At 64.7% G+C, this 13,791-nt stretch carries 8 protein-coding genes and 4 pseudogenes; 6 read left to right on the top strand and 6 right to left on the bottom strand.

Translation table 11 applies throughout. The features are described 5' to 3' along the window. A complete protein-coding gene (locus tag HX613_RS17075; RefSeq protein ID WP_235346416.1) occupies positions 1-2,139 on the bottom strand; it encodes a hypothetical protein in 2,139 nt (712 codons plus the stop codon). Then, a complete protein-coding gene (locus HX613_RS17070) occupies positions 2,136-4,628 on the bottom strand; it encodes a hypothetical protein (RefSeq protein ID WP_235346415.1) in 2,493 nt (830 codons plus the stop codon). The genes HX613_RS17075 and HX613_RS17070 overlap by 4 nt, the downstream gene beginning before the upstream one ends. A gap of 265 nt (positions 4,629-4,893) precedes the next feature. On the opposite strand from HX613_RS17070, the gene rplM (HX613_RS17065) reads away from it, so the two are divergent. The 3 genes from rplM (HX613_RS17065) (at position 4,894) to glmM (HX613_RS17055) (ending at position 7,492) form a co-directional block, all read left to right on the top strand. After that, positions 4,894-5,337, top strand: coding sequence for a 50S ribosomal protein L13 (gene rplM / locus HX613_RS17065; protein ID WP_009883872.1), 444 nt, complete (start codon positions 4,894-4,896; stop codon positions 5,335-5,337). A 35-nt stretch (positions 5,338-5,372) separates the two neighbouring features. Next, positions 5,373-5,888 carry a 30S ribosomal protein S9 gene (gene rpsI, locus HX613_RS17060; RefSeq protein WP_235346413.1) on the top strand — a complete coding sequence of 172 codons (516 nt, stop codon included), beginning with the start codon at positions 5,373-5,375 and terminating at the stop codon, positions 5,886-5,888. A gap of 251 nt (positions 5,889-6,139) precedes the next feature. Then, entirely contained in the window at positions 6,140-7,492 is a 1,353-nt protein-coding gene (gene glmM / locus HX613_RS17055) for a phosphoglucosamine mutase (RefSeq protein WP_235346414.1), read from the top strand. Positions 7,493-7,576: 84 nt separating this feature from the next. Here glmM (HX613_RS17055) and HX613_RS17050 read toward each other — a convergent pair. Further along, positions 7,577-8,694 (bottom strand): annotated as a pseudogene (locus tag HX613_RS17050) (ABC transporter ATP-binding protein); the annotation flags it as partial. 12 nt (positions 8,695-8,706) lie between these two features. On the opposite strand from HX613_RS17050, the pseudogene HX613_RS17045 reads away from it, so the two are divergent. Then, positions 8,707-9,855: pseudogene (locus HX613_RS17045) on the top strand (ABC transporter ATP-binding protein); the annotation flags it as partial. Positions 9,856-9,939: 84 nt separating this feature from the next. On the opposite strand, the pseudogene glmM (HX613_RS17040) reads toward HX613_RS17045, so the two are convergent. The 3 genes and pseudogenes from glmM (HX613_RS17040) to rplM (HX613_RS17030) form a co-directional block, all read right to left on the bottom strand. Then, positions 9,940-11,297: pseudogene (gene glmM / locus HX613_RS17040) on the bottom strand (phosphoglucosamine mutase). A gap of 251 nt (positions 11,298-11,548) precedes the next feature. Further along, positions 11,549-12,064 carry a 30S ribosomal protein S9 gene (rpsI, locus tag HX613_RS17035; protein ID WP_235346413.1) on the bottom strand — a complete coding sequence of 172 codons (516 nt, stop codon included), beginning with the start codon at positions 12,062-12,064 and terminating at the stop codon, positions 11,549-11,551. Positions 12,065-12,099: 35 nt separating this feature from the next. After that, the gene (gene rplM / locus HX613_RS17030) at positions 12,100-12,543 is read right to left on the bottom strand and encodes a 50S ribosomal protein L13 (RefSeq protein WP_009883872.1); all 444 of its coding nucleotides are present in this window, start codon (positions 12,541-12,543) and stop codon (positions 12,100-12,102) included. 264 nt (positions 12,544-12,807) lie between these two features. Here rplM (HX613_RS17030) and HX613_RS17025 point away from each other — a divergent pair, with 264 nt between their 5' ends. After that, the gene (locus tag HX613_RS17025) at positions 12,808-13,293 is read left to right on the top strand and encodes a hypothetical protein (protein ID WP_235346412.1); all 486 of its coding nucleotides are present in this window, start codon (positions 12,808-12,810) and stop codon (positions 13,291-13,293) included. Positions 13,294-13,495: 202 nt separating this feature from the next. Beyond that, a pseudogene (locus tag HX613_RS17020) lies at positions 13,496-13,791 on the top strand (hypothetical protein); the annotation flags it as partial.

Genomic DNA, 13,791 nt, shown 5'->3' with positions numbered 1-13,791 from the left:
TCAGATGCTGGATTGTTCCGTCTGGTCGTCGCTGTCTGCCGTCTGCTTCGTCTCGAAGGTTTCGAGGTGGACGAGGACGGGGACGAGGAAGAGGATGCCCACGGCCGGGACGACGATTCCCGAGTCGTTGATGATCGTGCCGACGCCCAGCAGGATGGCGAGGCTGATCACGCCCGCTCGCAGCAGTGGGATCCGATGGTAGGCGTCGGTCATTCCCTGCAGTGAGAAACGCTGCGGTTCCAGTGCCAGCCAGAACACGCCGATGATGATGAGCGGCAGGACCAGCGTCATCCACGACTGGGTCAGGATGTCGATATTCATGCCGATCTTGCGGGCCAGCACGCTCAGGGCCTCGCCGCTGATGATGGAATCGAAGAAGCGGCCGAAGTGGGTGCGCTGATCGGCGGGACGCAGCCAGTCGATGAACAGGACCGCCAGCATGACGAAGCCTGCGATGCCCACGGTCAGTCCCATGCGTTTGAGCGAGAATCGGATTCCTGCGGCCGCGAGGACGAGGTAGGCGACGCCGATGATCAGCGTCGGGACGGACCCGAACTTCGTGCCCAGTCCCGGGGCTGCCAGGAGGACGCTCGAGACGAGGATCGGCACGGTGACGATGAGGATGCGCATGATCGGTCTCGTCGTCAGCGATGCGAAGCCGGCCACGGCCAGCAGCAGAGCACAGCAGTAGAGCGCGAGTGCGGAATTGCCGATGCCGTAGAACCTCGATGCGATGAGCAGCGGTTCGCCCAGCAGTGTTGACATCTGGAGCTGAGAACCGGTGATGACGTCGTAGGCGAGGACGAGGACCGTGACGACGCTGACGAAGAGCACGGGCCCGAGTTTGTACCCGCGCCACGGGCCCAGCAGGGCGATGGCCCCGAGTATCAGTGACCAGCCGGCCAAGGCTCCCAGCATCGCAATATCAGGGTTGGTCGCTCTCTCCCAGGGCACGGTGTTGACCAGATAGGTCGACACCGGCATTGCCGCGAAGACGATGCCCAACCGGTAGGCTCCGGAATGGACGAGGGCGCGATGGTTCTTGCGTAGGAACCAGGCCAGGACCAGCAGGCCGACCATGAGGGAGGCGACGACGGGGAAGAACCAGGTGGACAGTTCGTTCTGGGTCTTCACCGCCACCTGACGGTCGAGAACGGCCTGGAAGCGCGATTCCCAGCTGCTGTCTGCGTTCTGGTTGGCCATCGGGGCGCCGGCCGCGTTCCGCATGGCCTGCCCATCGCTGAGCTCGACGAGCGTCGGTGCGATATCGGGGACCTGGATGAGGCCGGGTTGGCGAGTCGATGAAGAGCTCAGCAGTCCGGCAGTCCCGCCGGGGCGCAGCATCATGGTCGACTGCATCGATGAGCTCTTGCCCGAACCGTCGGCGATCGACGAGAAGATGATCGGCGAGGTGCCTGCGGTCAGACGTTCGGGGTCGTCACCGTCGACCCAGCCGGCGGCTGCCAGAATCTCTCCGACGTGACTGTCAAGTGCCTTGAGGGAGTAACCGTCCGAGGTGGTGTCGCCGAGGTCGACGAGTGTGAGTTCACCGTTCTGTGAGGCCCGATTCGCCTTCTGGGCCAAGTCGTCGCCGATCGGTGACCAATCGTCGAGTTTGCCCCTGTGGTCGGCTGCCGCGATCGCGGCACCGGGCCCGAAGGCAGCGATGTCGGGCACCGACTCCGCCAGATCGCCGAGGCCGGCGTCGTAGTTGTCGCTTCTGGCGACCTGGGCATAGACGTCCCAGTCGGAGACCCAGCCGTCGAGCGGCGGAGCCGGTTCGCGGCACTGTTCACGGGGTTCGTCGGCGGCCCGCCGTCCCGAACCCACGCCGAGCCAACCGTCGACGGGGCAGCTGGTCGCCCGTACGCTGCGGGGAGTGATGGTGCCGATCTGCGCGGTCTGCATCATCCTCCACAGATTCGGAGTGGTGCGTGGATCGAGGTCCTCGAAGCTGAAACCGGAGACGCCGATGAAGATGGGACCCTTGCCCGCCGAGGCGGCTTCCGCTTCCGATGCGCTCTGTCCATCCATGCCCCGAGTCGGCGCGGCTTGAGAGACCTGCGGCATCCCGAGGACGAGTAAGGCGATGACGAAGAGGCCGAGCAACATGCGCACGGACAGCGAGGGTGTTCTCATGTTCGATCCGCCTTCTTACCGGCGACAGACTTCACTCCGACGTCCTCTTTCGCGTGTTCGGCGCTCAGTGCCAGCAGGTAGGGCAGGAGCACCATGGCACCTGTCGAAGGCACGGCGATGCCGGAGTCCGTGAGCACCAGCCCCACGGCCATGCCTGTGACTGCGGCGAGGAAGCCGAAGTGGACGTCCTGGTCCCGGAAGACCTGCGGCAGGCGTCCCCTCCACTTGTTCGCCAGAAGACCGGCGCGACTGGTGGCAGCGATGCTGGGGAAGTGGAGCAGATAGCGCAGGAAGAACAGGATGGCGATGACCGCGAGGGGAGTCACGATCGCCAACGCCGGGTTGATCTGCATGATGTGGAGATTGGCGCCGAGTTTCCGCCCGACCACTTGGAGGGCCTCACCGGTGACGATCTGGTCGAAGAAATTCCCGAAGTGTGACCTTGCCCCCGGCTCACGCAGCCAGTCGAGGAACGCGATGCCCAGCAGCACGGCCAAGGAGGCCAGCCCGATGAGCATGAGGCGGAAGATGGAGAGGCGGATGCGGCTGACGAGAGCCAGCAGCACGAGAAGGCCGGCCAGGGTGGCGATCGTGCCGCCGAACTTCGCTCCCCAGGACGGATTTCCGGACACGAACACCGCAAGCAATCCGAGGACGAGGGGAAGGATGAACACCATCCGACGATGCCCCTTGGCCCGCAGCCAGGAGATCGCAAGCCCCAGGAAGATGAAGAGACTGACGATGAAGATCGCCGCACCCTGATTGCCCAGGCCGTAGTAGCGGCCGCCGACGATCGGGTTGTAGCCCAGCAGCGAGTTCCCCTGCAGATGCGAACCGGTGATGAGGTCTGCGGAGAGGATGAGGAAGCTCAGCAGCGAGAGTGCGGCCACCCGTCCGCGCCAGGTCCGACCCCACGGCGGAAGCAGTGAGGCACCGAAGAGCAGCGCGGCCGAGACTGCGATCGAGACGCTGAGGCCGAACCCGGGGTGCGGGAGTCTGGCCCACGGGAACAGGCCGGCCATGAATGCGCTCATCGGCAGGGTCGCCACCGCGAGTGAGGCCCAGGCGAGGAATCTGTGCACGGTCGGGGCGATCGTCGCACCACCTCGGCGACCGAGGAGATTCCGGCTCAGGAGGACCCCGCACAGGATGAACAGCAGATAGAAGGTGATGTCGAGGAGCAGGGAGAACGTCGACAGGTGCTGGTAGATCGACGTCGCCTTCTGCGACTCGGACACGAGGTCGTCGATGCGTTCCTGCGGGTCGTCATCGGTGGGTGTGTTGTCGAAGGAGATGCCGCTGGGGGAGGAGACGCCGAACTGGTCGAGGATTCCCGGGGCGATGTCCGTGAGCTGCAGGAGACCGGGGGTGCGGGTGCTGGCCGAGGACAGGCTGCCTGGTTCGTAGCCGGGACCGGAGGCGATGAATGCACGCAGCTGCGGCAGACTCGAACTGTCGCCGAGGCCGGCGACCATGATCGTGGGCTCTTCGCTTCCCGGTGTCGCTGAATCGCGGGCCTCCTCCAGCTTGTCGCCCAGACGTTCGTCCGCCTCGGCGACGCGTTCCTCGCGGTCGAAGAAGACGGGGACGGTGTAGGAGTAGTCGGGGATCGGATCGTAGAGCCAGGCCGAGGAGCCGATCGAGCCCAGATCGACGAGGTCGAGCCGGCAGTCCGCGGACGCGGCGTCATCGGTGTAGTTGGCCACGATGCCGTTCTCGTCGGCCACGGCGTAGGCCGCTCCCGGGCCCTCGGCGGCGACGCAGGATTTCCCCTGCTCTCGGACGAGGCGGGCGAGCATCCCGTAGTCCACCGAGTAGCCGGAATCGACGTTCGACTCCTTGATGGACTCGAAGTCCTCGATCGTCGCGGTGGCCGTGCCGTCAGCGGAAGCCTCGGCGAGATCTTCATCACTTGATCTCTGTGCCTCGGCGCCTGATTTCGTGGCGTCATCCGCATCATCCAGCGCCTTCTTTACGACACCGTCGCTGGTCGACGGGGCACTCAGAGGGGGACAGGTGGCCCTGTTGCCTTCCTGTTCCGGATCGGTGGGTGGACCCGCCTGAGCGCGGGCGCCGGCGCCCATGGACAGCCAGCCGGAGCCGGGGCAGGTGGCCGAGCCTATGGTGCGCACATTGAGGTTGGCAGCCGCACCCTCGGAGAAGAGCTTATAGAGGTTGGGTGTGCGCACAGGATCGATATCGTTGATGGTCAGACCGGGTATGCCATAGACGATGGTCTTGCCGGCGGGCCCCTGTGAGCCTTCCGAATCCTCACCCGATGTTCCGGTGTTTCCCGATGCTGCGGTGGCTGACGATGCTGTGGTGCTCGCGGCCGATGCGGAGGGTGATTCGGTGGCCGATGACTCCTGGGCAGCGGCGGCCGGTGTGAGTGCCGGTCCGAGGGCGAGGACCAAGAGCCCGAGAACTGATCCCAGCACCAGGAGTCTGAATGCGGGAAGGCGCGTGGGCACGAGGGATGGAGGCGGCACACCTCAATAGTATCGGCTCAGCTTTCCACCCGCTCTGGCACAGGCCTGAGCGTTTGCTCCGCGGGAGAGAATGCATGTATATTTGATTGTCGTTGTGTGTGTCCGTCGTGCTCCCTTACATAGCCTCATGCGTTGCAGGCCCGTAGGTGAGGGGACGACTTCGATGGACAGACCCGATTCAAGACAACGAGTGCCCTGACTCATCAGACTCACGACCGGATGAGTCATCAGCACTACACCAAGAGATACGAAAAGAAGGCTACTTTTGCGTACGTTCACACCCAAGCCCGGCGATATTGAGCGCCAGTGGCACGTCATTGACGCCACTGACCAGGTGCTCGGTCGTCTTGCTGCCCAGGTTGCACGCCTGTTGCGCGGCAAGCACAAGACCACCTTTGCTCCTCATATCGACACCGGTGACTTCGTCATCATCATCAATGCAGACAAGGTCGCATTGACCGGTGCGAAGCTCGATCAGAAGCGCGCTTACCACCACTCGGGTTACCCGGGCGGTCTGAAGAGCGTCAACTACGCCGAGCTTCTCGCCACCAATCCCGAGCGCGCAGTCGAAAAGGCTGTCGGCGGTATGGTTCCGAAGACTCGTCTCGGACGTGCCCAGATGCAGAAGCTGAAGGTGTACCAGGGTGGAGAGCACCCACACGCCGCTCAGAATCCGCAGCCGTACGAACTCAGCCAGGTCGCGCAGTAAAGCGCGCCCCAGCTCTAGACATACCGAGGAGAACCGTGGCTGAAGAAACCACCACTGCGACAGAATCTGTCGAAGAACCAACCGTCACCGAATACACGTCTGAGACCCCTGAGTCAGCTGGCCTGGGCGAGCAGACCGCTGGTGGACGCGGACAGTCCCTGACCGCTCCCGGCAGCGCAGTCGGACGTCGCAAGCAGGCAATTGCTCGCGTCCGCCTGATCCCCGGATCCGGTGAATGGACCATCAACGGACGCACTCTCGAAGAGTACTTCCCGAACAAGCTGCACCAGCAGCTCGTCAACGAGCCCTTCCGCCTGCTCGACCTCGAAGGACGTTTCGACGTCATCGTGCGCATCGGCGGCGGCGGACCTTCCGGCCAGGCCGGAGCCGTTCGTCTGGGCATCGCCCGTTCGCTCAACCAGATCGACGAAGAGTCGAACCGTGCTGAGCTGAAGAAGGCAGGCTACCTGCGCCGCGACGCACGCGTCCCCGAGCGCAAGAAGGCCGGTCTCAAGAAGGCACGTAAGGCACCTCAGTTCTCGAAGCGCTGATTCTGCTGTCAGGACTGCGCCTGGTCTGCCGCTGAAGCGCAGCCCCCGACAGTTCAGCTCGAAGAACACCGCACTGCGGCCCCGAACCGGATTCGGGGCCGCATTTCGTGCATTCACCTGCCTGACGCCCCGCTCCCGCCAAGACAGGGGCGACACATCTCGTACCGATTTCGGCCGTAGTGCGGTCCGGCGCCACCGCCTCGGCGGCGCTATGGACTAATATCGACGAGAAATTGAGGAAAGGACTTTCCATGACACGACTCTTCGGCACCGACGGTGTCCGTGGACTTGCCAACCGCGACATCTCCGCCCGGCTGGCACTCCAACTCTCCGTTGCAGGCTCGCGGGTTCTGACCCGCGGTTGGCCCGAAGGCAAGCGCCCCTTCGCCGTCGTCGGCCGCGACACTCGAGTCTCCGGTGAGTTCCTCTCCGCTGCAATCTCCGCGGGCATCGCCTCCGCCGGAGTCGACGTGCTCGACGCGGGAATGCTGCCCACCCCCGGCATCGCCAGCGTCGTAGCGGACACCGGTGCCGCCTTCGGCGTCGTCATCTCCGCCTCCCACAATCCGATGCCGGACAACGGCATCAAGTTCTTCGCAGCAGGCGGGACGAAGCTCGATGACTCCGTCGAGGACTCGATCCTTGCGATCCTCGACGAGGACTGGGTCCGTCCCACCGGCGCCGAGGTGGGTCGCATTTCCCGTTATCCCGCCGCTGCCGACGAATACACGGAGAAGCTCGTGCGGTCCCTCGACGCCGAGGGCACACGTCCCCTGTCCGGGCTCAAGGTCGTCGTCGACTGCGCTCACGGTGCCGCGTCCATCGTCGGGCCCGCTGCCCTGCGCCAGGCCGGTGCCGAAGTCATCGTCTCCGCCGCCGAGCCCGATGGCTTCAACATCAACGACGGAGTCGGCTCCACTCACCTCGAACCGCTCCAGCGTCTCGTCGTCGAAACCCAGTCCGATCTGGGTGTGGCCTTCGACGGTGACGCCGACCGATGCCTGGCCGTGGACTCACTGGGCCGTGTCATCAACGGTGACCAGCTCATGGGCATTCTGGCGATCGGCCTCAAGGAACTCGGCGAGCTGAAGGGCAACACGCTCGTGACGACCGTGATGTCGAACATCGGCCTCAGACACGCGATGGATAAGTACTCTATTGAGACCGTCCAAACCGCCGTCGGTGACCGCTACGTCCTCGAACGCATGCTGGCAGACGACTTCGTCCTCGGAGGGGAGCAGTCCGGGCACGTGCTCATGCTCGACCACGGTACGACCGGCGACGGCGTGCAGACGGCTCTGCACCTGATGAAGCGCATGGCCGATTCGAAGCGTACGCTGGCCGACCTGGCTGCCGAGATCCCTCAGCTGCCCCAAGCGCTCGTCAACGTCAAGGGCGTCGACAAACACGGTGTCGACCACCCGAAGGTCATGGCCGAAGTCAACGCCGTCGAGGCCGAACTCGAAGGCTCGGGTCGTGTGTTGCTGCGGGCCTCGGGCACCGAGGCGCTGATCCGCGTCATGGTCGAAGCAGAGACCGAAGACATCGCCCAGGCCCAGGCTGAACGTCTGGCCTCCAACGTCAGGGACAACCTGGGGCTGTAGGAACTCCGAGAAGCAGCAGAGGCCGCAGTCGCATACAGCGCTGCGGCCTCTGTCGTGCCCGAGCTTCGTTCGCTGCGGCGCAGCTCAGCTCGCGGCGAACTGGGTGGCGTAGAGCTCAGCGTAGCGACCGCCCAGGGCCAGCAGCTCGGTGTGAGAACCCGACTCGACGATGCGACCGGCCTCGACGACGAGGATCGTGTCGGCCTGGCGGATCGTGGAGAGCCTGTGCGCGATGACCATTGCGGTGCGGCCGCTCATGGCCCGAGACAGCGCCTGCTGGACTGCCGCCTCATTCGTCGAGTCCAAGGCGGAGGTCGCCTCATCGAGGACGACGACCTCTGGGGCGGCCAACAGCATCCGAGCGATCGTCAGACGCTGACGCTCACCACCGGAGAGTCTGTAGCCGCGCTCACCGACGATCGTGTCCAGGCCATCGGGCAGCGAGGCGATGACGTCGTGGAGCTGCGCGCCGTCGATGGCCTCATACAGTTCGGCATCCGTGGCCCCCGGCTTCGCCAAGGACAGGTTCGCCCGGATGGATTCGTGGAACACGTGCCCGTCCTGAGTGACCACGCCGACGGTGCTGCGCAGCGTCTGGGCCGACAGCTCGCGCACGTCGACCCCACCGATCGTGATCGACCCGGAGGTGACGTCGTAGAGACGGGGGAGCAGCGAGGCGATCGTCGACTTCCCAGCGCCCGAGGAGCCGACCAGGGCGACGGTATGCCCAGCTGGGATCGTGAAGTTCAGGGCGTGCAGGACCTCGTCGCCGCCTCTGGTGTCGAGCACAGAGACGTCCTCGAGGCTGGCGAGGCTGACCTGTTCGGCGCTGGGGTAGGCGAAGTCGACGTTAGAGAACGTCACGTCAAGACCGCCGGAGGGCAGTGACTTCGGTGCCTTGGGTTCCTTGATGAGGGGGACCAAGTCGAGGACCTCGAATACGCGCTGGAAGCTGACGACGGCGCTCATGATGCCAGGCGAGCGTTGGCCAGCATGGTCAGCGGCGTATAGAGCCGGGTCAGGAGCAGTGCGAGGGTGACGACCTGGCCGGCGTTGAGATTGCCCACGACCGCCTGGGCACCGCCGATGCCGTAGACGAGGGCCAAGGCGAGGGCGGAGACGAGCGTCAGCGAAGACACGAACGTCGACTGCAGCATGGCACCTGACGCGATGTCGCGGGACCTGAGCGGCACGTCGGAGAACCCTCGTTCTCTTTCGGCAACCCCAAGACCGAGAACGAGGAGTTCTCCGACCGTGCCGCTCAGGTCCGCGACATCGGCGTCAAGGTGGCCATGCTGCAGTCGACGTTCGTGTCTTCGCTGACGCTCGTCTCCGCCCTCGCCTTGGCCCTCGTCTACGGCATCGGCGGGTGCCCAGGCGGTCGTGGGCAATCTCAACGCCGGCCAGGTCGTCACCCTCGCACTGCTCCTGACCCGGCTCTATACGCGCTGACCATGCTGGCCAACGCTCGCCTGGACATCATGAGCGCCGTCGTCAGCTTCCAGCGCGTATTCGAGGTCCTCGACTTGGTCCCCCTCATCAAGGAACCCAAGGCACCGAAGTCACTGCCCTCCGGCGGTCTTGACGTGACGTTCTCTAACGTCGACTTCGCCTACCCCAGCGCCGAACAGGTCAGCCTCGCCAGCCTCGAGGACGTCTCTGTGCTCGACACCAGAGGCGGCGACGAGGTCCTGCACGCCCTGAACTTCACGATCCCAGCTGGGCATACCGTCGCCCTGGTCGGCTCCTCGGGCGCTGGGAAGTCGACGATCGCCTCGCTGCTCCCCCGTCTCTACGACGTCACCTCCGGGTCGATCACGATCGGGTGGGTCGACGTGCGCGAGCTGTCGGCCCAGACGCTGCGCAGCACCGTCGGCGTGGTCACTCAGGACGGGCACGTGTTCCACGAATCCATCCGGGCGAACCTGTCCTTGGCGAAGCCGGGGGCCACGGATGCCGAACTGTATGAGGCCATCGACGGCGCGCAGCTCCACGACGTCATCGCCTCGCTGCCCGATGGCCTGGACACGATCGTCGGTGAGCGCGGCTACAGACTCTCCGGTGGTGAGCGTCAGCGTCTGACGATCGCTCGGATGCTGTTGGCCGCCCCAGAGGTCGTCGTCCTCGATGAGGCGACCTCCGCCTTGGACTCGACGAATGAGGCGGCAGTCCAGCAGGCGCTGTCTCGGGCCATGAGCGGCCGCACCGCAATGGTCATCGCGCACAGGCTCTCCACGATCCGCCAGGCCGACACGATCCTCGTCGTCGAGGCCGGTCGCATCGAGTCGGGTTCTCACGCCGAGCTGCTGGCCCTGGGCGGTCGCTACGCTGAGCTCTACGCCACCCAGTTCGCCGCGAGCTGAGCTGCGCCGCAGCGAACGAAGCTCGGGCACGACAGAGGCCGCAGCGCTGTATGCGACTGCGGCCTCTGCTGCTTCTCGGAGTTCCTACAGCCCCAGGTTGTCCCTGACGTTGGAGGCCAGACGTTCAGCCTGGGCCTGGGCGATGTCTTCGGTCTCTGCTTCGACCATGACGCGGATCAGCGCCTCGGTGCCCGAGGCCCGCAGCAACACACGACCCGAGCCTTCGAGTTCGGCCTCGACGGCGTTGACTTCGGCCATGACCTTCGGGTGGTCGACACCGTGTTTGTCGACGCCCTTGACGTTGACGAGCGCTTGGGGCAGCTGAGGGATCTCGGCAGCCAGGTCGGCCAGCGTACGCTTCGAATCGGCCATGCGCTTCATCAGGTGCAGAGCCGTCTGCACGCCGTCGCCGGTCGTACCGTGGTCGAGCATGAGCACGTGCCCGGACTGCTCCCCTCCGAGGACGAAGTCGTCTGCCAGCATGCGTTCGAGGACGTAGCGGTCACCGACGGCGGTTTGGACGGTCTCAATAGAGTACTTATCCATCGCGTGTCTGAGGCCGATGTTCGACATCACGGTCGTCACGAGCGTGTTGCCCTTCAGCTCGCCGAGTTCCTTGAGGCCGATCGCCAGAATGCCCATGAGCTGGTCACCGTTGATGACACGGCCCAGTGAGTCCACGGCCAGGCATCGGTCGGCGTCACCGTCGAAGGCCACACCCAGATCGGACTGGGTTTCGACGACGAGACGCTGGAGCGGTTCGAGGTGAGTGGAGCCGACTCCGTCGTTGATGTTGAAGCCATCGGGCTCGGCGGCGGAGACGATGACTTCGGCACCGGCCTGGCGCAGGGCAGCGGGCCCGACGATGGACGCGGCACCGTGAGCGCAGTCGACGACGACCTTGAGCCGGACCGGGGGACGTGTGCCCTCGGCGTCGAGGGACCGCACGAGCTTCTCCGTGTATTCGTCGGCAGCGGCGGGATAACGGGAAATGCGACCCACCTCGGCGCCGGTGGGACGGACCCAGTCCTCGTCGAGGATCGCAAGGATCGAGTCCTCGACGGAGGAGTCATCGAGCTTCGTCCCGCCTGCTGCGAAGAACTTGATGCCGTTGTCCGGCATCGGATTGTGGGAGGCGGAGATGACGACGCCGAAGGCGGCACCGGTGTCCGCTACGACGCTGGCGATGCCGGGGGTGGGCAGCATTCCCGCGTCGAGCACGTCGACTCCGGCGGAGGCGATGCCCGCGGAGATTGCAGCGGAGAGGAAACTCACCGGAGACTCGAGTGTCGCGGCCGACGACGGCGAAGGGGCGCTTGCCTTCGGGCCAACCGCGGGTCAGAACCCGCGAGCCTGCAACGGAGAGTTTGGAGTGCCAGCCGGGCGGAGATGTCGCGGTTGGCAAGTCCACGGACACCGTCGGTGCCGAAGAGTCGTGTCATGGAAAGTCCTTTCCTCAATTTCTCGTCGATATTAGTCCATAGCGCCGCCGAGGCGGTGGCGCCGGACCGCACTACGGCCGAAATCGGTACGAGATGTGTCGCCCCTGTCTTGGCGGGAGCGGGGCGTCAGGCAGGTGAATGCACGAAATGCGGCCCCGAATCCGGTTCGGGGCCGCAGTGCGGTGTTCTTCGAGCTGAACTGTCGGGGGCTGCGCTTCAGCGGCAGACCAGGCGCAGTCCTGACAGCAGAATCAGCGCTTCGAGAACTGAGGTGCCTTACGTGCCTTCTTGAGACCGGCCTTCTTGCGCTCGGGGACGCGTGCGTCGCGGCGCAGGTAGCCTGCCTTCTTCAGCTCAGCACGGTTCGACTCTTCGTCGATCTGGTTGAGCGAACGGGCGATGCCCAGACGAACGGCTCCGGCCTGGCCGGAAGGTCCGCCGCCGCCGATGCGCACGATGACGTCGAAACGTCCTTCGAGGTCGAGCAGGCGGAAGGGCTCGTTGACGAGCTGCTGGTGCAGCTTGTTCGGGAAGTACTCTTCGAGAGTGCGTCCGTTGATGGTCCATTCACCGGATCCGGGGATCAGGCGGACGCGAGCAATTGCCTGCTTGCGACGTCCGACTGCGCTGCCGGGAGCGGTCAGGGACTGTCCGCGTCCACCAGCGGTCTGCTCGCCCAGGCCAGCTGACTCAGGGGTCTCAGACGTGTATTCGGTGACGGTTGGTTCTTCGACAGATTCTGTCGCAGTGGTGGTTTCTTCAGCCACGGTTCTCCTCGGTATGTCTAGAGCTGGGGCGCGCTTTACTGCGCGACCTGGCTGAGTTCGTACGGCTGCGGATTCTGAGCGGCGTGTGGGTGCTCTCCACCCTGGTACACCTTCAGCTTCTGCATCTGGGCACGTCCGAGACGAGTCTTCGGAACCATACCGCCGACAGCCTTTTCGACTGCGCGCTCGGGATTGGTGGCGAGAAGCTCGGCGTAGTTGACGCTCTTCAGACCGCCCGGGTAACCCGAGTGGTGGTAAGCGCGCTTCTGATCGAGCTTCGCACCGGTCAATGCGACCTTGTCTGCATTGATGATGATGACGAAGTCACCGGTGTCGATATGAGGAGCAAAGGTGGTCTTGTGCTTGCCGCGCAACAGGCGTGCAACCTGGGCAGCAAGACGACCGAGCACCTGGTCAGTGGCGTCAATGACGTGCCACTGGCGCTCAATATCGCCGGGCTTGGGTGTGAACGTACGCAAAAGTAGCCTTCTTTTCGTATCTCTTGGTGTAGTGCTGATGACTCATCCGGTCGTGAGTCTGATGAGTCAGGGCACTCGTTGTCTTGAATCGGGTCTGTCCATCGAAGTCGTCCCTCACCTACGGGCCTGCAACGCATGAGGCTATGTAAGGGAGCACGACGGACACACACAACGACAATCAAATATACATGCATTCTCTCCCGCGGAGCAAACGCTCAGGCCTGTGCCAGAGCGGGTGGAAAGCTGAGCCGATACTATTGAGGTGTGCCGCCTCCATCCCTCGTGCCCACGCGCCTTCCCGCATTCAGACTCCTGGTGCTGGGATCAGTTCTCGGGCTCTTGGTCCTCGCCCTCGGACCGGCACTCACACCGGCCGCCGCTGCCCAGGAGTCATCGGCCACCGAATCACCCTCCGCATCGGCCGCGAGCACCACAGCATCGTCAGCCACCGCAGCATCGGGAAACACCGGAACATCGGGTGAGGATTCGGAAGGCTCACAGGGGCCCGCCGGCAAGACCATCGTCTATGGCATACCCGGTCTGACCATCAACGATATCGATCCTGTGCGCACACCCAACCTCTATAAGCTCTTCTCCGAGGGTGCGGCTGCCAACCTCAATGTGCGCACCATAGGCTCGGCCACCTGCCCCGGCCCGGCTGGCTGTCCATGGGCGCCGGCGCCCGCGCTCAGGCGGGTCCACCCACCGATCCGGAACAGGAAGGCAACAGGGCCACCTGTCCCCCTCTGAGTGCCCCGTCGACCAGCGACGGTGTCGTAAGAAGGCGCTGGATGATGCGGATGACGCCACGAAATCAGGCGCCGAGGCACAGAGATCAAGTGATGAAGATCTCGCCGAGGCTTCCGCTGACGGCACGGCCACCGCGACGATCGAGGACTTCGAGTCCATCAAGGAGTCGAACGTCGATTCCGGCTACTCGGTGGACTACGGGATGCTCGCCCGCCTCGTCCGAGAGCAGGGGAAATCCTGCGTCGCCGCCGAGGGCCCGGGAGCGGCCTACGCCGTGGCCGACGAGAACGGCATCGTGGCCAACTACACCGATGACGCCGCGTCCGCGGACTGCCGGCTCGACCTCGTCGATCTGGGCGTCGATCGGCTCCTCGGCCTGGCTCTACGATCCGATCCCCGACTACTCCTACACCGTCCCCGTCTCTTCGACCGCGAGGGAACGCGTCGCCGAGGGGACGAACGTCTGGGCGACAAGCTGGAGGAGGCCCGCGATTCAGC

Source organism: Brevibacterium sp. UCMA 11754 (assembly GCF_021532275.1).
Taxonomy (GTDB): Bacteria; Actinomycetota; Actinomycetes; order Actinomycetales; family Brevibacteriaceae; genus Brevibacterium.
The sequence above is the reverse complement of the archived record's forward strand: the minus strand, read 5'-3'. Positions and strand labels throughout refer to the sequence as shown.

Coding starts and splice junctions, on each gene's coding strand:
- glmM (WP_235346414.1), top strand. CDS start 6,140: ATGACACGACTCTTCGGCACCGACGGTGTCCGTGGACTTGCCAACCGC.
- HX613_RS17075 (WP_235346416.1), bottom strand. CDS start 2,139: ATGAGAACACCCTCGCTGTCCGTGCGCATGTTGCTCGGCCTCTTCGTC.